The organism is Streptomyces sp. NPDC107517 (assembly GCF_055582645.1).
The window spans coordinates 35159-53934 of sequence record NZ_JBVJPM010000034.1 but is presented as its reverse complement, the minus strand read 5'-3'; the positions used below and the strand labels follow the sequence as shown (position 1 = coordinate 53934).

Annotated in this window: 17 protein-coding genes and 1 pseudogene; 13 read left to right on the top strand and 5 right to left on the bottom strand. The window is 68.2% G+C overall.

From position 1 onward, the window contains the following. The first annotated feature begins 336 nt into the window (after positions 1-336). Positions 337-1023, top strand: a complete 687-nt coding sequence (locus ACZ67T_RS40365; protein ID WP_469991254.1) for a GNAT family N-acetyltransferase — start codon at positions 337-339, stop codon at positions 1021-1023. Here ACZ67T_RS40365 and ACZ67T_RS40360 read toward each other — a convergent pair. Further along, positions 951-1688, bottom strand: a complete 738-nt coding sequence (locus ACZ67T_RS40360; protein WP_469991252.1) for a VOC family protein — start codon at positions 1686-1688, stop codon at positions 951-953. The two genes, ACZ67T_RS40365 and ACZ67T_RS40360, sit on opposite strands and share 73 nt — an antisense overlap. A 747-nt stretch (positions 1689-2435) precedes the next feature. Here ACZ67T_RS40360 and ACZ67T_RS40355 point away from each other — a divergent pair. The 7 genes and pseudogenes from ACZ67T_RS40355 to ACZ67T_RS40325 all read left to right on the top strand — a co-directional run bounded on the left by ACZ67T_RS40355 (position 2436) and on the right by ACZ67T_RS40325 (position 10277). Further along, positions 2436-2891 carry a MarR family winged helix-turn-helix transcriptional regulator gene (locus ACZ67T_RS40355; RefSeq protein ID WP_469991250.1) on the top strand — a complete coding sequence of 152 codons (456 nt, stop codon included), beginning with the start codon at positions 2436-2438 and terminating at the stop codon, positions 2889-2891. Then, positions 2884-5451 (top strand): MFS transporter, encoded by a 2568-nt coding sequence (locus ACZ67T_RS40350; RefSeq protein ID WP_469991248.1) that lies wholly within the window; start codon positions 2884-2886, stop codon positions 5449-5451. Before ACZ67T_RS40355 ends, ACZ67T_RS40350 begins: the two co-directional genes overlap by 8 nt. Before the next feature lie 801 nt (positions 5452-6252). After that, positions 6253-6948, top strand: coding sequence for a hypothetical protein (locus ACZ67T_RS40345; RefSeq protein WP_469991246.1), 696 nt, complete (start codon positions 6253-6255; stop codon positions 6946-6948). 94 nt (positions 6949-7042) lie between these two features. After that, positions 7043-7324: pseudogene (locus tag ACZ67T_RS40340) on the top strand (IS256 family transposase); the annotation flags it as partial. Positions 7325-7397: 73 nt separating this feature from the next. Then, positions 7398-7829, top strand: a complete 432-nt coding sequence (locus ACZ67T_RS40335) for a DUF5959 family protein (protein WP_469991244.1) — start codon at positions 7398-7400, stop codon at positions 7827-7829. 776 nt (positions 7830-8605) lie between these two features. Beyond that, entirely contained in the window at positions 8606-9712 is a 1107-nt protein-coding gene (locus ACZ67T_RS40330) for a hypothetical protein (protein ID WP_469991243.1), read from the top strand. 199 nt (positions 9713-9911) lie between these two features. After that, positions 9912-10277 carry a nuclear transport factor 2 family protein gene (locus ACZ67T_RS40325; protein ID WP_469991241.1) on the top strand — a complete coding sequence of 122 codons (366 nt, stop codon included), beginning with the start codon at positions 9912-9914 and terminating at the stop codon, positions 10275-10277. 137 nt (positions 10278-10414) lie between these two features. Here the strand turns inward: ACZ67T_RS40325 and ACZ67T_RS40320 are convergent, their stop codons facing one another. From ACZ67T_RS40320 to ACZ67T_RS40310, 3 genes are read right to left on the bottom strand one after another with little or no spacing between them, the layout of a single operon-like run. Further along, the gene (locus ACZ67T_RS40320) at positions 10415-11368 is read right to left on the bottom strand and encodes a PDR/VanB family oxidoreductase (protein ID WP_469991239.1); all 954 of its coding nucleotides are present in this window, start codon (positions 11366-11368) and stop codon (positions 10415-10417) included. Continuing rightward, positions 11365-11886: an aromatic-ring-hydroxylating dioxygenase subunit beta gene (locus tag ACZ67T_RS40315; protein ID WP_469991237.1), complete on the bottom strand. Its 522-nt coding sequence runs from the start codon at positions 11884-11886 to the stop codon at positions 11365-11367. The genes ACZ67T_RS40320 and ACZ67T_RS40315 overlap by 4 nt, the downstream gene beginning before the upstream one ends. After that, positions 11879-13177, bottom strand: coding sequence for an aromatic ring-hydroxylating oxygenase subunit alpha (locus ACZ67T_RS40310; protein WP_469991235.1), 1299 nt, complete (start codon positions 13175-13177; stop codon positions 11879-11881). The genes ACZ67T_RS40315 and ACZ67T_RS40310 overlap by 8 nt, the downstream gene beginning before the upstream one ends. Before the next feature lie 302 nt (positions 13178-13479). On the opposite strand from ACZ67T_RS40310, the gene ACZ67T_RS40305 reads away from it, so the two are divergent. The 4 genes from ACZ67T_RS40305 to ACZ67T_RS40290 all read left to right on the top strand — a co-directional run bounded on the left by ACZ67T_RS40305 (position 13480) and on the right by ACZ67T_RS40290 (position 15690). Then, positions 13480-14001 (top strand): flavin reductase, encoded by a 522-nt coding sequence (locus ACZ67T_RS40305; RefSeq protein WP_469991233.1) that lies wholly within the window; start codon positions 13480-13482, stop codon positions 13999-14001. Then, positions 14001-14285 (top strand): hypothetical protein, encoded by a 285-nt coding sequence (locus tag ACZ67T_RS40300; protein ID WP_469991231.1) that lies wholly within the window; start codon positions 14001-14003, stop codon positions 14283-14285. Before ACZ67T_RS40305 ends, ACZ67T_RS40300 begins: the two co-directional genes overlap by 1 nt. 224 nt (positions 14286-14509) lie before the next feature. Beyond that, positions 14510-15067 (top strand): nuclear transport factor 2 family protein, encoded by a 558-nt coding sequence (locus ACZ67T_RS40295; RefSeq protein ID WP_469991229.1) that lies wholly within the window; start codon positions 14510-14512, stop codon positions 15065-15067. 2 nt (positions 15068-15069) lie between these two features. Next, positions 15070-15690: a response regulator transcription factor gene (locus tag ACZ67T_RS40290; RefSeq protein ID WP_469991228.1), complete on the top strand. Its 621-nt coding sequence runs from the start codon at positions 15070-15072 to the stop codon at positions 15688-15690. Between the two features lie 151 nt (positions 15691-15841). Here the strand turns inward: ACZ67T_RS40290 and ACZ67T_RS40285 are convergent, their stop codons facing one another. Beyond that, the gene (locus ACZ67T_RS40285) at positions 15842-16804 is read right to left on the bottom strand and encodes an AraC-like ligand-binding domain-containing protein (protein ID WP_469991226.1); all 963 of its coding nucleotides are present in this window, start codon (positions 16802-16804) and stop codon (positions 15842-15844) included. A 329-nt stretch (positions 16805-17133) separates the two neighbouring features. On the opposite strand from ACZ67T_RS40285, the gene ACZ67T_RS40280 reads away from it, so the two are divergent. Then, complete coding sequence (locus ACZ67T_RS40280; protein WP_469991224.1) at positions 17134-18618, top strand: APC family permease; 1485 nt, start codon at positions 17134-17136, stop codon at positions 18616-18618. Positions 18619-18776: the final 158 nt, after the last annotated feature.

The window sequence follows — 18776 nt, the reverse complement described above, 5'->3', positions numbered from 1 at the left end:
AACCGACGAGACCGACCTGCCCACCGAACTCACCGCCTAGCCTCAAAACGAGATCACCGAGTGGCCGTCGATACACCACTCCAGCGGACGTGACCTTTGCCACAACGCACTCAGACCCCCGGCGCCTTGTCGTCACCGCATCGGAAGTCACCCGATGGCGATGGCCCCATCTCGTGGCCGATCACGAACCTGTGCCCTGCCCACCCTCTTCACGGATGGAGCAACGCGGCTCCCGTTCCCCTTGCCGCAGTGGCTCCCGTTCACCCTGTCGAAAGCACCGAACGCCTCGCCTTCACCACCAACACCGCATGGAAGTCGGCTGTATAGGATCCCCGGATGCCAGTCACCAGCTACTTCCTGCAAGGCCCGCGAGTGGCGGTTCGCCACGTCTGTCGCCAGGACTACGGCGAGCTGACTGCGCTGGCTCAAGACAGTGCTGACATGCTCCGACGCTGGTTGGGCGCCCGCGAGCACACGGAGGATGCGTTCGACAGCTACCTCAAGCGGTCCGAGCAGCCCACACATGAAGCCTTCGTGATCTGCCTGCTCGACACTGGCGCGATTGTCGGCGGCATCAACATCAACAACATCGTCCGAGGCGCCCTTCAGCACGGGACCCTGGGCTACGCCGGATACGCCTCCACGAATGGCCACGGCTACATGACCGAAGGACTTGGGCTCATCATCAAGCATGCCTTCGGGGAACTGGAGCTGCACCGGCTGGAGGCCAACATCCAGCCCGACAACACCCCTTCCTTGAACGTGGTCAAACGGTTGGGGTTCCGGCGCGAGGGCTACTCGGCCGCCTTCCAGTTCATCAACGGCGAGTGGAGAGACCACGAACGTTGGGCCATCACCGCCGAGATGGCAGAGGCCGCCGAACGGACGCGGCCCAAGACCAGTTCCGCTGAGAAGGTACAAAAAACACTGGGAGCGGACGGAGTTCCGCGTCAGCCCCGGCCGAGGACGCAGAACTCGTTGCCCGCCGGGTCGGCCAGGACGACCCAGGAGACGTCACCCTGACCCACGTCGGCCCGTGTCGCGCCGAGGCCTTCGAGCCGGGCGACCTCCCTCGTCTGATCCTCGACGGGGTCGGACATCACGTCGAGATGGATGCGGGTCCGTACGACCTCGTCGTCCGGCGCGCGGCGGAACTCCAGGTACGGCCCGACGCCCTTGACGGAGCGCAGTAGGGCGTGGTCGTCGGTCAGCTCGTGGACGGTCCAGTCGATCGCCTCGCCCCAGAACCGGACCATGGCCCGTGGGTCGGCGCAGTCGACGACCACGGCCGCAATCGGGCCGGTGTCCCGGTAGAGCTCCCGGGGCTCCAGGACGCTGAACACGTTGCCTTCGGGGTCGGCCATCACCGTCCACGGCACGTCGCCCTGGCCCACATCGGCGGGCGTCGCCCCGAGTTCCTTCAGACGGGCGACCAACTCCGCATGATGGGCGTCTGAGGTCGTGGCCAGCTCGAGACGCACGCGGTACTTCACCGTCTCCGGGTCCGGGACACGGACGAGATCGATGCAGACGGCGGACGGGTCCGGCCAGTTGAAGCCCACGGGTTCCAAGTTGGTGACGCCGGGCCCTTCGCTGGAGAGACCCCAGCCGAGTGCCTCCGCCCAGAACTGGCCGAGCGCCGAGTCGTCCCGGGCCTTGAAGTTCACCTGAACAAGTTGCAGCGTCATGCCGCGTAGCCTAGGTGATCTCCATCGGGCAGGTGTGTGAATAGCCGCCACCAGTCGGCCGGATGCCGAGCCCCCCTCGTGCCCGGGGCGGAGTCGGGTGCGGGGGCGACGGAGCCCTCCGCAAGCGATGGTGCCGATGACCGCGGCGTAGCTGTGTACGACGACCGGCATGGTGTCGACGGCTGCCGCACACGGTGCGCACCGGTGGCCGAGTCGGGCGTGAGCTGGGCGCTCAGATCGTCGACGAGGCGACGAGGCGACAAGGGCATCAGGCGGCGGAACCCTGGCCCTGTCGAGCGCGAGCGCGCTGTCGTGCGTGTGCGAGACCACGCGGGCCTCCGCCACGCTGTCGACCTGGGCGATGAGCGCGGGAGCCTGGTCGGGGGAGGCCAGTACGGCACCCGTGTCGGTGACGCCACCGACACTGATCGGGGGAGGCCGGTACGAGCGCGGTCAGCGTCAGACCATGATCGCCTCGAATGGAGAGCTTCTCGCGTCGGCCCCTTCACTACCGGCGCATCAGGCCGGCGCATGCGCCGGGTCGTGCATCCGAGGCCCCGTACCGGACACGGTTCTGGGCCCTCTACACTCACTTGGTAGCTACAAGCAATAAAATCTGAGCGGAAGAGGGGGCGGGCAATGGGCAAGGGGACGGTCCATGACCGCGAAGCGGGGGAGTACAGGACAACCGGGGACACCGGGGTCGCGAGTGCCGAGGAAGCCGGGGCAGGACTGGGGAGCCAGATCGTGCGCTTCACCCGGCTGGTCGCGGCACGCAGGCACCAGACCAAACTGGAGCAGGGCGCCGGCGAGCGCGTCCTGCTGGCCCGGCTCGTACGGGACGGGGAGCAGCGGGCCACTGATCTGGCCGCCGAGACCTTCCTCGACCTGTCGACGGTCAGCCGTCAGGTCCGCTCCATGGTGGAGCGCGGGCTGATCGAGCGGCGGCCTGACCCGGAGGACGGGCGCGGCACGTTGCTGCACGCGACCGAATCCGGCAGGGCGGTGTACGAGAAGTACCGGGAGCAGCGCGACGCGCAGCTGGCGGAGCTCCTCGGCCCCTGGCCCCCCGAGGACCGGTATCAGCTGATCCGGCTGATGACACGCCTCAACGACGACCTGGTAGTACATCAACAGAAACGCCACGGCGACGGGACTCAGCCCGAAGCCGGGGCGCAGCAGGGAGCAAGCAAGCATGAGTGAGGCCGTGTCGGCACAGAGCCGAGACACCGCTAAGCACACGGAGGCGACACCCGCCTCCTCCGGCAGTGGCCTCAGCCACCGCCAGATCCTGACCATTCTGAGCGGTCTGATGCTGGGCATGTTCCTGGCCGCGCTCGACCAGACCATCGTCTCCACCTCGATCCGCACCATCGCGGACGACCTGCACGGCCTCAGCCAGCAGGCGTGGGCGACGACGGCGTACCTGATCACCTCGACGATCGCGACGCCGCTCTACGGCAAGCTGTCCGACCTGCACGGCCGCAAGCCCTACTTCCTGGGCGCGATCAGCATCTTCATCCTCGGCTCGGCGGCCTGCACGTTCTCGACGTCGATGACCGAACTCGCCGCGTTCCGCGCCGTGCAGGGCATCGGCGCCGGCGGCCTGATGTCCCTCGCCCTCGCGATCATCGGCGACATCGTGCCGCCCCGCGAACGGGCCCGCTACCAGGGCTACATGCTCGCCACCTTCGCCACCTCCAGCGTCGCGGGGCCGCTCATCGGCGGCTTCCTCGCCGGGCAGGACAGCATCCTGGGCGTCGTCGGCTGGCGCTGGGTGTTCCTGGTGAACGTGCCGATCGGCATCATCGCGCTGTTCGTCGTCGCCAAGGTCCTCAACATCCCGCACACCCGCCGCGACCGGCGGATCGACTGGTGGGGCGCGTTCACCATCGCGCTCGGCGTCGTGCCGCTGCTCCTGGTGGCCGAGCAGGGCCGCGAGTGGGGCTGGGACTCGTCCAAGTCCCTTTCCTGCTACGGCATCGGCGTCGTCGGCATCATCTCCTGGATCCTCGTCGAGCGCCGGATGGGCGACGACGCGCTGATCCCGATGCGCCTGTTCCGCAACGCGATCTTCAGCAAGACCAGCCTGCTGTCCGTCTTCATCGGCGCGGGCATGTTCGGCGGGATGCTGATGATCCCGCAGTACCTGCAGATCGTGAAGGGCGCGAGCCCCACCAAGTCCGGTCTCGAGATGCTGCCGCTGATGCTCGGCATGATCATCGCGTCCATCGTCTCCGGCCAGATCACCGCGAAGACCGGCCGCTACAAGATCTTCCCGACCATCGGCACCGTCCTCATGGTCGCCGCGCTGCTGCTCTTCCACTTCAAGGTCCAGTGGGACACCCCGCTGTGGGAGAGCATGATCTACATGCTCGTCTTCGGCCTCGGCCTCGGCGGCTGCATGCAGACCCTGGTGCTCGCCGTGCAGAACGCCGTTCCCCCGCAGGACATGGGCGTGGCTACCGCGTCGTCCACGTTCTTCCGGCAGATGGGCGCCACCGCCGGTACGGCCATCTTCCTGTCGGTGCTGTTCTCGAACGTCGGCGACAAGATCTCCTCGGCGTTCAAGTCGGCCGCCGGGACGCCCCAGTTCCAGGCCGCGCTGCACGACCCGGCGGTCCTGTCCGACCCGGCCAACAAGCCGGTCCTCGACATGCTGAAGCACCCCGGCGCGGGCGGCGGCGGCTCCGACGTACTGAGTGACTCGTCGTTCATCCAGCACCTGGACCCGCGCCTGTCGGAGCCCTTCAAGCAGGGATTCGCCGACTCCATGCACGTGGTGTTCCTGATTGCGGCGGGCGTGATCGCGGTCGCGTTCCTCATGGTCCTGTGGACCAAGGAGGTCCCGCTGCGCCAGATGTCGGGCCTGGAGGCGCGGGCGGCGGAGGAGAACGGCACCGCTTCGGATGCCGCCGCCGAGACGCCGGTGACGGCGATGGTGGACACGGCGGAGGCAGTGGAGGCGGCCCCGGTCGCCACGCTCGCCACCGCTCTCGCGGACGAAGCTGCCTCGGGTGTCCGCGGCCACATCCGCGACGTCATGGGATCGCCCGTTGCGGGCGCCGTGGTCACGCTGATCGACCTGCGCGGCAGCCAGCTCGGGCGAGCGACGACGCAGGCGGACGGCCGTTACGCGGTCGCCGCGCCCGCCGAGGGGACGTACGTCCTGATCGCCTCCGGTGGCGCCCGGCAGCCGCAGGCCACCACCATCACGGTGGCCGACGGTCCGGTCGACTTCGACCTGGTGCTCTCCGGCGCGGCCGGCCTGACCGGCACGGTCCTGGCCACCCCCGACGACCGGCCGCTGCCCGGCGCCCTGGTCACCGCGACCGACGTGCGCGGCGAGGTCGTCGCCTCCGCGGCAGCCGACCACACCGGCGATTTCGGCATCGCCGACCTGGCCACCGGCGACTACACCCTCGTGGTCAGCGCCCCCGGACACCGCCCGGCGGCCCTGCCGGCCGAGGTGGTGGGCGGCGCAGCCAACCGCTACGAGATCCGCCTCGCCCCTGGAGCCCACGTCCACGGCACCGTCCGCAACCGCGCGGGCCACCCGGTCGACGACGCCCAGGTCACACTCCTCGACGCGGCGGGCAACACGGTCGGCACCACGGTCACCGACGAGCACGGCGCCTACGCCTTCAACGACCTGGACACCGGCCACTACACCGTGATCGCCAGCGGGTACGCGCCCAAGGCCGTGCCGCTGGTGGTGAGCGGCGAGGGCGAGAAGGACGCGGACGTGATTCTGGGGCACTGACCGACACAGGAGTCCCTGAAAGTCCGAGAGATCGCTTTCATCCGCATCGGCTTGATGTGGGCGGATTCCTGGAGCGTGAGGTCATGGTGATCGTGAGGTAGCAGGTGCGCTTTGAACCCTGCGGGTCGGACGAGTGACATGTGGGGCGGAATATCGCTTGTTCCTGTCTCACGAAGCCGCGCGGGACGTCGGCGGGCGGGAACAACGGGTCGCACTGGCCGATCTCGCCCGGTTCACAGACCGACCGTTCGCGACGCCGGATCCGCAGACCGATAAGCCGGCCGCACATCCCGGATCCGGTCCTCGGCTATGGTCAGGCCCCGGTCCCAGCCCGATCCGCTCGGCGATCACCGTCGTCCGCATCTCCGCCTCCTGCGCGAGCAGTGAGCGGAGATGCGGACGACCGCGTTCACGATCGACGCTTTCGGCGCCGGCTGATACCTCGCTTGCTGGCCCCCGCTCTCCAACCGCCACCGGTATCCGGTCTTACGTCCGACCCTTGGCCGGTCTCGTTTGGACCACCACGAGCGAGTCGATCCTGGCGGCTGAGTCAATGCCGTCGCCGAGCAGCGAGGAGATTGCGTAGATTCGACTGGTGACCTACCCAACGGGAGTCGGACACAAGGTGGTTCTTGGTGGTCAGCCCACCATGGCCGGCCGATCGCGCGGTCGGCCGGTTCGCCTGCCGGGGCCCCTTCTTGCGGGCCCCCGCCGCGTGTTGGCGAGCGCGCACGATGGCGGAGACTGGGCCGCCTGCGCCGCCGAAGTAGGCCATCGCACCTCAACAAAGGAGGACAGCAGATGACCAGCCATAACTCCCTCGCGGACGGTGAGGTCTGGGATCCCTTCGGCACATTGCACCGCATGTTGTGGATCGGAGGTGGCCAATGGGCCGGCAAATCGACCGTCGCCCGACTGCTGGCCGTTCGATACGGCGTCACCGTCTACCACTACGACTACCACGACGCCCGCGGTCACAACGATCGCAGGATCGCCCGCCGCGTCAGTCTCGGCGAGCCCGCCACCGAGCCCGACCCGGACAAGGCCTGGGTCCACACCACCCCGGAAGAGATGGCCACCGATACCCTGACCGGCTTCCCGGAGCGGTTCCAATGGGCTCTCGACGACCTGCGCGCGCTCGTGTCAGGCCACCCGATCATCGCCGAAGGGTGGGGACTTCGACCCGAACTCGTCGCACCCATCATCGACTCACCACGCAGGATGATCGTGATGGTGCCCACGCCCGAGTTCCGCGAACACCAGGTCCGCCAACTTCCCCGAGCCACCTCGCTCGGGCACCGCGTCAGCGACCCCGCCCGAGCGCAGGCCAACCGACTGGCCCGCGATCAACTCGTCGCCGAGGACGCCGTCCGCAAGGCCCACCAGCTCGGTATCCGCGTGACCGCAATCGATGGTTCCCGCGACGCCACGGCGATGGCGGAGATCGTTGCCGATCACTTCGGCCCCTACCTCCCCGAGCGGGATCGCAGGTCTTGATCGGCAGAGGCATTCAGCGTGCTCTTACGCGCCGTGACCTGTCTCCCCGGTGGCGGGACCTGCCGTACCGCGACGGGATGTGGTTCCTGAGGGCGACCGACGGCTGGCGTTCTACGACTTGCTTGCCGAGCACTGGCCCCACCTGCCCACCACGAACCCGCTTGGGCCGACCTTCTCCACCGTCCAGCTGCGGACCAAGGTCACCGGCGGCGCCGCCTCCCGCCCTGCCGCCCTGACCATGGTCTTCACGCTCGTCGAGTTCGCCCAGCAGCGGGGGCGGGCCATGAATGCGCCCCACTTCGTCGCCCTCGTCCTCGCCGGATCCCGGTTCGAATGCGGACACCTCGTCGAACGCCCCAAAGCTCACGCGGCCTGACACACCGCAATCGATCCTGTGTCCGTGCCGACGATTAGTCTTCGGCAACATGCGCGAATCGGGAGGGGTGGTCATGGCTGAGGATCCGATCGATCTGATCCGGCTGGAAGGGGATGGCAACAGCGTCATTCTCCGGATCGCGGGGAAGGAAGAGCGGAAACCTCCCGCTGAGGCCGATGCGCTGATCGGAGAGTTCCTGGTCGATACGCCCTTCGTCCGTGGCACCTTGAAGACCTGGCTCTTCTCCGAGGACCTGCGGCAGTGGCAGCAAGCCCTGGACTCGCTCGACGCGGGACAGGACATCGCCTGGTGCGAGGGAAAACGCATCCCATGGCTGTTCATCGAACTCGACGAGAATGATGACCGGTGCCAGGTCACGATCAAGGACCACTCGACTTCTCTGACGACGGTGACAGTGACCGTCCCACTGGCCGACGCCTGGTTCGACGACGCGTACCGACGCCTGGACTTGGTCTGGGAGACCTGGCCCATGACCGAAGACTGAAACATGGCCAACGAACGAGATCGCCAACCGGTTGGGCCGAGGGATCGTCACGGGCTTGATCCGCAGGTCTTGACTGTTACCACCTCGATGCGGCCGAGATTCCCTGACGCTGTTGAATTTCGCTGAGCAGTCCCAGGGTGCCTCGGCTGCCGAAGCCCTCTTGGCCGCGGGCGCAACTGCGGACGTTGGCGATGGGAACGGCTACAAGTCCTTGTGTGACGCGCCGTGTTCAACTACCGAGGGGGTCCAGCGACGACCCAGGTGCTTCTGGTGGCCGGAGCGGACCCGGAGCAGGAAACGTGAAGGGCGTGAGCCCGCGCGGTCTGGCCGATCTGATCGACAACTACGACGTGGCGGCGCATGTGCCGGCGCTGGTGAGCACGGGTGAGTGATCGTCGGCTTCGATTCCTGGAGTTTGGGTTCGGTGTTGGGCAGGTGGCTGCCGAACGCATTGTTCCCGGTCGGGGTGACGGCGGTGGCATGGTGTTTGGTGTTCGCCTTTGGCGACGTCCAGGCTGAGGGTGATGGTGATGATCCACGCGTACGGGATGCTCGGTTGGCCGGCGGTCGCGATCGCGTAGCTGCGTACGGTCCCACACCAGCACCCAGGATGGCACCTCGTCGTCGGCGTCCGCGGTGAGTACGGCGTGTGCACGATCGGCGTCGGCGAGAGCGGCTGGATGTTGGCGGACCTGGCCCCGTGATGGACGCCAAAACATGTTGGTCGGCTGCCGCCTGGGTGCGATGATGCGGCTGCTTCTCATTGCGGAGGGTCTTTGTTCGTTTTCGTCTGTTCGAGTTGCGACACCGAGCTGACCGTCCCGTTGTCCCAGGTCTCCCTTCCGTCCCACGCCCGCCAGGTCTACGGGAACGGGGCCCAGCTTCCCGTGCTGATGGAGTCGGGGACGTTCGCCGTGGACCCGGACCCCTGGGGAGGACCGTGGCGGATGTGGGACGAGATCGACCCGGACGAGGCCCGGGCACGCGGCATTTACGCGCCGGTCTACGCCCTGTCCGACAGTGCGCCAGGCGCGATCGTCATCGCGCCCGGTGACATCCGAGGAACCCGGCTGATGCCCGAGAAGCGCGGTGGTGCCTGCTGTGGCCTCGACGGGGCTGACGGCCCCAACTTGGCCTGCTTGACGTGCGGCCTGCCCGTGGCGACCAGGATCGACGACTGCTCGCTCTGGCAGGCAGTGCGGCTCAGTTCGGATGCCGTGTACCGCGTCCTCCTTGACAGTGCCGACGCTGCGCCGCTGTCCTGGGAGGTGTTGACAGAGACGGGGGAGAGTACGCCCCCGTTCGAGCCGATTGCCACGTGGGGAGGACGGCTCGGGTCGAGTCACTACTGGTCGTGGAGTCCTCAGTGGGAGGCGGCAGCCGGCCAGGCGCTCGCCCACCTGCTGGTGGCCTCCGAAGGGCAGTCGGTGAGGGTCCCGGGCGGTCTGACTGCGGACGTGTTCCAACGCCCGCTCGACGCCTTGCTGCCCGCGGGACAGCCGCAGCGCCGCGCCGTCCTGGCTGGACCGGGACGGCCCGCTCCCGACGAAGGCGTCGACATCCTTCTGGTGCCGGTCCATCCGCAGACGGGTCAGACCTGGCCGCCGGCCGGCCCGGCTGCATCGGCATACCCGGTCCCGCTGCCTCTCGGGGTGTGGCTGTGGTTGACCGCTCCCCAGCCGAACCTGCCGGTTCCCGCGTCGGGCGGCCTGCCCCAAGACGTCCTCCGCGACGACCCGCTTCCTCCCCGTCCCAACTACCTGTTCCGGGCCGACCAGAGAACGTTCCAGCACACTCTGGTCCGGCTACCAGCAGTTCGCAGCCCGTGGATGCGCGAGATTCTTGCGAACCTCACGCAGCACGCGTCCACCGGCCTTTTCTAGCGCTCAGGAGAGGGCGGCGCACACCCCCACGAGCTGGGCGGCGGTCGGGCGCGCGGGGCCCTGAATCTGTACCTCGGTCACGACCCGACCGGGGTACAGGCGCGTCGCCCTACCCTGCCGACTTCGCCCCTGAGTGTTGGTGATCGCTCCGGCCAGATATTCGCTGTGCCCGGGCATCGTGTGTTCGTAGGCTGCGTGCATGACGGATGCGAGTCAGCGGGCAGTCCAAGCGGCCATGGATGGAGAGTTGCGGCTCCTCGATCCTGAGGTGCGTGCTTCTCCGGCCCTGGTCTTGGAGCTTCTGGACCCGGAGTTCACCGAGATCGGAGCGTCTGGCCGCTGGTGGGACAGAGAGTCGATCCTCACGGTGACGAGTTCGGGAACCGTGTCCCCGGAGGCGCCGGTCACGGTGAGCAAGATGTCAGGGACCGTCCTGGCACCGGGGATCGTGCATCTGACCTACTTTGCCGACAATCAGGGGCGCCGGGCGTGGCGGAGCTCCTTGTGGCGCGAGACGGAGACGGGCTGGCGCATGTACTTCCATCAGGGCACTTTGACGAGCTGAAGGAGCCCTGAGCCCGGCCACTCGCCCGTAGGTGAGGGCTTGGAACTCACCCCCAGAACCGTGGAGTTGTGCCTCGAGGTCGGCTTGGGGTGGTCGTTGTCCCGGTACCTCATCGCCCGTGGGCAAGCAGTGGGGCCTCAGTAGAGCTCGATGACTAGTTTGTCGGACCGTGCTCGTGAGACACACAGGGCGATCTGGGTGCCGGACGCCTTGTCGGCGGCGGAGAGGCAGTTGTCACGGTGGTCCGGAGTGCCGTCGAGGACCCCGGAAACGCATGAGCCGCAGATGCCCTCCTCGCAGGACTTGAAGACGTCGATCCCGTTCTCCTCCAGGACCGCGAGTATCGACTTGTCGGCCGGGATCTCGAAGGCCTCTCCGGTGTCGAGTTCGACGGCGAAGGCCTCGTCGCCGCTGGTGTCGACCTCGGCGGCGACGAAGCACTCCATGTGCACGTGGTCTGCGCCGACCACCGGTGCGAAGACTGCCGTGACCTGCTCCATGAAGCCCTGTGGGCCACAGGTGTAGACGTGGCCGGCCGGAGTCAGCCCGCCCGCCACATCGGAGAGCACGACCGGCTGGTCTCCGCGGGGGACACCGAAGTGGAGGCGGACTCTGTCGCGGAACTCAGCTCGCCTCTCCAGCAGCTCGACGAACGCCGCCTCCTCCCGTGAGCGGGCGAAGTAGTGCAGCTCGAACTCCGCGTTCCGGGCGTGCAGCCGGTACGCCATGTTCAGCAGCGGGGTGATGCCGATGCCGCCGGCCACGAGGACGTGCCGGTCCGCGTCCTCGGCCAGCGACAGCAGGTTGCGAGGCCGGCCGATCTCGAGGCGGTCTCCGGGGCTCACCTCGTGCAGTGCGACCGAGCCGCCTCGCGACTGCGGCTCGCGCTTCACCGCGATGAGCACGGACGACAGTTCCTCCGGCGGGCCGCACAGCGAGTACTGCCGCCGCACGCCGGTCGGTCCCGTCACATCGATGTGGGCTCCGGCCTCGTACGGGGTGAACGGCGTGCCGTCCTCCCGGACCAGCCGCAGGGCACGGATCAGAGGCGTCTCCTCGGCGACCTCGGCGACCCGGACGACGAGGCTCACAGCAGGAATCCCGCTGCGGGGACGGCGTCTTCGCTGTCGATGAGCCGTACGACCTTGAGGGCGATCCTGTCGCCGTGGTCCGAGAGACGGATCCGGTGGGTGACCTCGGCGGCCCAGAGGTCGTGGTTGCCGCGCTTGTAGGCGACGACGACCTGGGCGGAACGCACGGTCACCTCGTCCTCGCAGACCTGGGCCGGCACGAACCGCGAGACGGTGCGGACGGTCCGGGCGGCGTCGACCGCGGCGATGGCGTAGCCCTCGGTCATCCGGGTCACGCGCATCTGCCGCATCCGGGTGTCGTCGTAGACCATGTTGAGGGTGTTCTCGAAGTCCTCGGTCTGCGGGTCGATCGGGATGACGTAACGGCCGTCGTCGGTGTAGAGCTCCTGCCAGGTCTCGTACTCCTTGCGGTCGAGCAGGTCGGCCTCGTGCCAGATGAGCTCGATGGCCCGGGTCACGCGGGGGTCGGCCAGCAGCGGGTTCGCGGGCCTGGCGGTGGGCTGGAGGGTCTCAGTCATCGCTCATCATCTGCTTCCACTTGTCGTACGCCGCGCGCATGCCGGTCTCGTCGGTGACGTGGGAGGTCGCCCACCCCTGAGGGCTCGGGGTTTCGCGGGCCAGGCCGCGGTTGACCATGATCGGCATCTCCGGTGCGGCCTGGGCACCGCGCTGGACCCGGTCCCAGCCCTCGGCGTCGTCCGGGGTGCCGAATCCGAACGGGCCCTGGAAGTGCTCGTGGACGCGCAGCCGCTCCCGGTTGACCGGGTCCACGATGTCGGCCGGTCCGTCCGGGCCGAGGGCCACGTGCTCGATCAGGGTCTCGTCGACCGAGACCGGGCGCAGCACCCGGAGGAACGAGATCGACATCGACACGTTCGGGAACAGGTTCAGGTTGAAGCCGGTGCCGTGCATGGCGCGGACCAGCTTGCGGATCTCCGCGTCACCGAGACCGGTGGACCTCAACTCCGCTACCAGGGAGTCGAATCGGGGCTGCAGCGGCTCGGTGCCGTCGTCGGCGTCGAGGTCCGAGTGCTCGGGGACCATCTGCATGACGCTGTGGCCGTTGCCGAGGTCATGGGTGACCGCAGTCGGGTCGGTCATGAAGGACATCATGTCGGCGGTCTCGGCGTCGACCGAGGCCATCCAGGAGCGGTGCACGATCGGGAAGTGGTAGCCGTCGGTGGTGTTCTCCAGCTGGATCTTCCAGTTGCCCTTGAACTTGAACTGGTGCGTGCCGAGGACCTTGACCGGGTAGCCGCCGCCCTGCTTCATGAAGCGGTCGATCCACAGCTTCACGTCTCCGAGGAAGTCCTCGAGAGGTTCGCAGTCGTGATCCAGGGTCGCGAAGACCATCCCGCCGTAGGACTCGGTGCGGAGCTTCTTCAGCCCCATGTCCCCCTTCTCCATGACGCCCTCGTAGCCGTCCGGGTAGGGGATGCCGCGCAGCGTGCCGTCGAGGCCGTAGGACCAGGCGTGGTAGGGGCAGGTGAAGCCGTTGGCCTGGCCCTTCTTCTGCTCGCAGAGGCTTGCGCCGCGGTGGCGGCAGCGGTTGATCAGGGTGTTGATGTTGCCTTTGCGGTCCTTGGTGACGATGACCGGCTGGCGGCCGACGTACGTCGACTTGAAGCTGCCGGCCTTCGGCAGCTCGCTCTCGTGCGCGACCCACACCCAGGTGCGCTCGAAGATCTTCGTCATCTCGACGTCGAAGATGTTCGGATCGGTGTACATACGACCGGCCACGCGGTCGGGGAGCACGAGATCGGGTGGTGCGACGTCGTAGATGTTCTCCGCGGTGAACTCAGCGGTCATGGAAGGTGCCTCCAGGGTCGGTTGGGAGGTCGGCCCGGCGGAAGCCCGGGGTGATGTCGGTGGGTGCCTTCGACGCTAGGCAGCCGACGGCGGCGGGCCAATGGGGAATGACCTCGGCCGGCATAGGGGATTTCTTGAGTTGTCGGCCCGGCCCGCGGCTGCGTGCCCGGTCCACCCGCCGGCGTAGGGGAAATCCTCAGGGGCGCCGGAGGAAGTCTCGATACCCCTGCCGGTGGCTGCGGCCCTACCGTCGGTCGGGTCCGGGGTTCACTCCAGAGCCCGAGGTCCTGGCAGGAGGAACAGTGGCCACGAACATCACGCAACTGATCCCGTCACAGAGAGAGTTCCGCGCGGCGATGGCGAACCTCTCCGCGGGCGTCAACATCGTCACGACGGACGGTCCCCGTGGCCGCGCGGGCATCACGGTGAGCGCGGTGTGCTCCGTCACCGACGCACCGCCGACCATGCTGGTCTGCGTCAACCGGTCCAGCCGCAGCCACGACATCCTGCTGGGCAACGAGCGGGTGTGCATCAACGTGCTCGGCCCCGAACACCAGGATGTGGCCTTGGCGTTTGCCGGGGGAGTGCCGGCCGAGGAGCGGTTCTCCGTCCACAGTGACGTGTGGGACCACTCCGTGGCCGGCGTGCCGGTGCTCAAGGGCTCGGCCGCGTCGGTCGTCGGCCGGATCACCGGCAGCGCCACGCGGGGCTCCCACTCGGTGCTGTTCGTCGAGGCGGACCGCGTGATCGTGGGCGAGGACAGCGGCGGCCTGGTCTACTTCCAGCGCGGGTTCCACCCGATCAACAGGCCGCTGAGCGCGTGATGTCCCAGCAGCGTATGCCGGACGACGGCTCCAGGATGACCCTGACCTGCTACGAGGACACCTTCGGCTACGGCTGGCGCCACGTCGACCTGTTCACGCGTGACGCCGACGGGCGCGAGCTGAACTGGGTCCACTGGCAGGTCCCCGCCGACGGCCCGGACGTGGCCGATCACGTCACCCAGAAGATCGAGCCCCTGCTCCGGCGCACCTCCGAGTGGCGGCACCGCGTCAGCGCCGCAGGAATGGACTACTGGGAGGCCGACGCGGCCTGGGACGAACCGTGACCGGGCTCGGGCCCAAGACCCCCGGCCCTGTGCCGGGTTCAGGCTGAAACCCCTTCGAAAGCGCCCCGCGGCGAAGAGGGTGCCCGCCGCTCACGTCCACGACGACGTCGTGACGCACGTGCCGGTCGCGCTGCCCGACCGGGCCCGTGCGGCGGCGCAGTAGTGCCGCCCCGACAGGAGAAGCGCCGACAAGGTAAGCCCTTACGAGAGAAGCAGGGAATCCGATGACCGACGAGTCCGCCATCGCCACACTCATCAAGCGCATCGAGGTCCTGGAAGCCGAGGCCGACATCCGACGGCTTCAGGCGCGCTACATGTTCCTGTGCGACACCCCTTGCCCGGAGTTCGGCGTCCGGGACGACGCGCACCGCATCGACCTGATCATGGATCTGTACAGCGACGACGCGATATGGGAGGGCGTCGGAGAGTACTACGACAACCAGTTCGGCCGTGCCGAGGGCGCCGACGCGATCCGGCGCCACTTCGAAGGGTTCTGGGGGCAGAAGCAGGATCCCGCGCTGCTCCTCAACGCGCACTACCTCACCTCGGAGCAGATCCACGTGGACGGTGACGAAGCCACCGGCCAATGGATCCACATGCAGCCGTGGCTCTTCTCGGACGGCAGGTCACTGCTGCGGTCGAGCCGCCTCAACAATGCCTTCCGCCGGACCGGCGACGTATGGAGGATCACCCGGACCCGCACGGAGAACGTCTTCATCACTCCGCTGAGGAACGACTTCGCCGAGAGTTACCCGTCGGCGTCGGTCCTGATGCGGCCGTAGCGATGGGACCCGGTACCCCGCCCGTGGTCCACATCGTCGATGACGACGAGGACGTGCGGCACTCCCTGGCCTTCCTCCTGCGGAGTGTCGAGATCACGGCGCTCACCCACTCCACGGCCACGGACTTCCTGGCGGAGTTCGACCCGGACGAACCCGCCGTCGTCATCGTGGACGTCCGTATGCCGGGGCTCAGCGGTTTTGAGCTCCAGGAGGAGCTGGCGCGGCGTGAGTACCCGGCCCCTGTCGTCTTCTGCTCGGCTCACGGCGACATCCCCATGTCGGTACGTGCCCTGCGCGGTGGCGCCGTGGACTTCCTGGAGAAGCCCTACGAGCCGCAGCGCATCCTGGAGGTCGTGCAGGCGCAACTGGGCGAGGCCGAACGTGCCTTCATCGCGCACGGCAGCCGCAGACGCGTCCAGGAACGCGTGCGGACGCTCACGCCACGCGAGCGGGAGGTGCTTCGGCTGGTGATCGACGGCCTGCCGAGCCAGGTGATCGCGCGTCGCCTGGGCGCGAGCGTCAAGACCGTCGACGTGCACCGGGCCCGGATCCGGGCCAAGACCGGATCCGAGAGCCTGGGAATGCTGGTGCGGGACGTTCTGGTCCACCGCGTCGTCCTGTGACCGGGGCCCGGACACGAGCAACCCGGTCGGTCAGGAGTTCCAGGGCCTCGAGGTGACGTCCGCCGAACGCGGCGGTGCCGCCCCGATCCCAATCCGGCTGCCGTACCACCGGGTCAACGTCCCGTTCGTACGAGAGCCAGGTTCGCGCACGTCAGGAACGCCCCCCGTCGTCCAGCGCCCGGCGCCGGAAGTCGCGGGGCGTCTCGCCGTACTCCGCCTTGAACACCCGGCTGAAGTGACGGCAGTCGAGCAGGCCCCAGCGGGCCGCGATCATGCTGATCGACTGTTCCGCCGAGGACCGGTTGGCCAGGTCGCGGGCGCAGCGCTCCAGGCGCCGGGTGCGGATCCAGCCGGCCACGGTCAGGTCCTGGGCGGCGAACAGCTTGAACAAATAGCGGCGCGAGATGCCGTGTGCCTCGGCGATCGAGTCCGGCGTGAGACCGGGATCGGACAGCCGGTTCTCGATGTGGGTGCGGAGACGGAGCATCATCGCGTCCTGCGGAGCGGTCGGCGCCGACCGGGCCAGCTTCTCCGTGACCAGGGCCGTGACCAGCGACACCGCCCCGTCCATGAGGCTTCCCGCGGCCGGGCCCTTGCACTCCCGGCCCTGCTCGCCGAGCGAGCGCAGGAACGGCCCCACGATCGCTCCGACGCCGCTGTCGGTGGTCATCCGGCGGGCGGTGAGACCCCGGAGGGCATCGGGGCGCACGGGCAGCATCGGTCGCGGGAACAGCATCAGCACGGTGCGGAAGTCGGCCTCGTACGTGAAGGAGTAGGGCCGTGAGGTGTCGCATATCGCGATGTCTCCGGGACGCAGCGTGCCGCGCACGTCGTCCTGTTCGATCTGGCAGGTCCCCGAGACCTGGAGGGCGACCTTGTAGAAGTCCTCCTCGTGCTGGGCGACCTGGCGTGCGGTGCGACGGACCTGCAGTGGTCCCGCGCTGATGGAACTCAGGTGCAGCAGCCCGAGTTCGTCGCTGGCCGCCTGTCCGTGGAAGGGGGCCTGGGCGACCGGCCGGGTGTCGAGACCGGTGAACATCCTGGACATCTCATGGGCCCAGTGATCGAAGCGGTCTGCCCGGGCGACGGTGTCGGTGGTCACGATCGTTCGCATGGTGTGCTCCACCTGGTAGAGGCTTTCAGTCACGTCAGCTTGCGCGGATTCATCGCGGGATACCTGAATGTTTCACTACGTAACACCTGATGGGAAGGTGTTCGCCCGCGAAGAGGCAGCCGGTGGTCCGCTCGACGCGGGACCCCGGTGCATGCAATGGCGGGAACGAGTGCACGCCACCGCACTTCGGTGGCGTGGTGCAGGCGCACAGTACTCCACACCAGGTTGGGCCCGTTCCCCGCGCCCGCACCCCGGGTTCGGCTGCCCTCCGGCCTTCTCCGCCCGCAGCGTCGTGCCCCGGCTTCTGCCGTACCTCCCAGGGAGTTTCCGTGACCCAGCAGTCATCAGGCCCGGATCACCGCACCCATCTCCGGCAAGGCGCCGTGGGCGTGGCCGGCATCCTGTTCTTCGTCCTCTCGGCACAGGCGCCGCTGACCGGTGTCGCGGGAACCCTCCCCGTTCCCCTCGGTCTCGGCAACGGTGGTGGTGTGCCCGCCACTTACCTGTTGGTCGGGGCCATGATCGGTCTGTTCTCGGTCGGTTTCATCGCCATGAGCCGCCATGTCACCGACGCGGGAGCCTTCTACACGTACGTCTCCCGCGGCCTCGGCACACCGCTCGGCGTCGGTGCCTCCCAGGTCGCGCTGCTGTGTTACAGCGCCGTACAGGCAGGGATGTACGGCCTGTACGGGACCGTCGTCCAGGGCCTGTTCCAGCGGTATGCCTCGGTCGACCTGCCCTGGTGGGTGTGGACGGTGGCGACCATCCTCGTCGTCCACCTCCTCGGATCGCTGAACATCGAACTCGGGGCGAAGCTCCTCGCCGTCCTGGTGATCGCCGAGACCTCCCTGCTCGTGGCGTTCGCCGTCCACGAACTCGTGACGGGCGGCGGGCCGCAGGGGCTCGACATCAGCGGATCCTTCGCGCCCTCGGCCTTCTTCACCGGAGCACCGGGAGTGGCCGTGACCTTCGCGATCGCCTGCCTCTTCGGCTTCGAGTCCACGGCCATCTACGCCGCGGAGGCCAAGGACCCGGCCCGCACCGTGCCGCGCGCCACCTATCTCTCCGTCACGCTGATCTCGGTCTTCTTCGCGTTCGTGTCCTGGATGTTCGTGAGCTACTACGGTCCGGACCACGTGCAGGGCGTGGCCATGAAGGCGCTGCAGAACGGCGACGCCACAACGGTGGTCCTCGGCCCGGTCGCGCACACGCTGGGGGCCTGGGCCGCCGACGCCATGCAGGTGTTGCTGGCCACCTCTCTGCTCGCGGGAGTGCTGGCTTTCCACAACGGCATCAACCGCTACTTCCACTCCCTCGGTTCGGCCGGTGTCCTGCCGCGTCGGCTGTCGCGCACGAACCGGCAGGGCGCCCCGTACGCCGCGAGCCTCCTGCAGACCGTCGTCGCGATCGCGCTGGTGATCCCCTTCGCCCTGGCGGGAGCGGACCCGGTGCTCACCCTGCTGACCTGGGGCGGGGGTGTCGGTGTCCTCGCGCTGATGCTCCTTTGCCTGCTCACGGCGGCGTCCGTCATCGTGTTCTTCCGCAGGACCGGTCTGGACCGACGGCGGTGGAACACGCTCGTCGCGCCGCTGGCATCCGTCGTCCTGCTGCTGGGCGCGACCGAGCTCGCGCTGGACAACTTCACCACGCTGATCTCCGCCTCCGGCGCCACCGCCCTGGCCCTCGAACTGGCCGTGGTGGCCGTGTTCGCCGCGGGCGTCGTACTCGGTTACGTGAGGCGTGGCGCGGACGGGACGGGTCCCGGGCGGCGGGTCCCGGGCGGCGCCACCGACGACGTGCCCGTCTCCGCCTGACGGCCTTCTTCCCGGCAGGACCGTCCGCCATCCCGTGCACGCGCTATTGCCCCTGCGTGCACGGGATGCGGCCGTCCGGCACGAAGTTCCCGCCGACGTCTGGACCCGGAACACTCCCGTCCTTTTTCCTCTACTGACGTAGAAAAAAGCCTCACCGA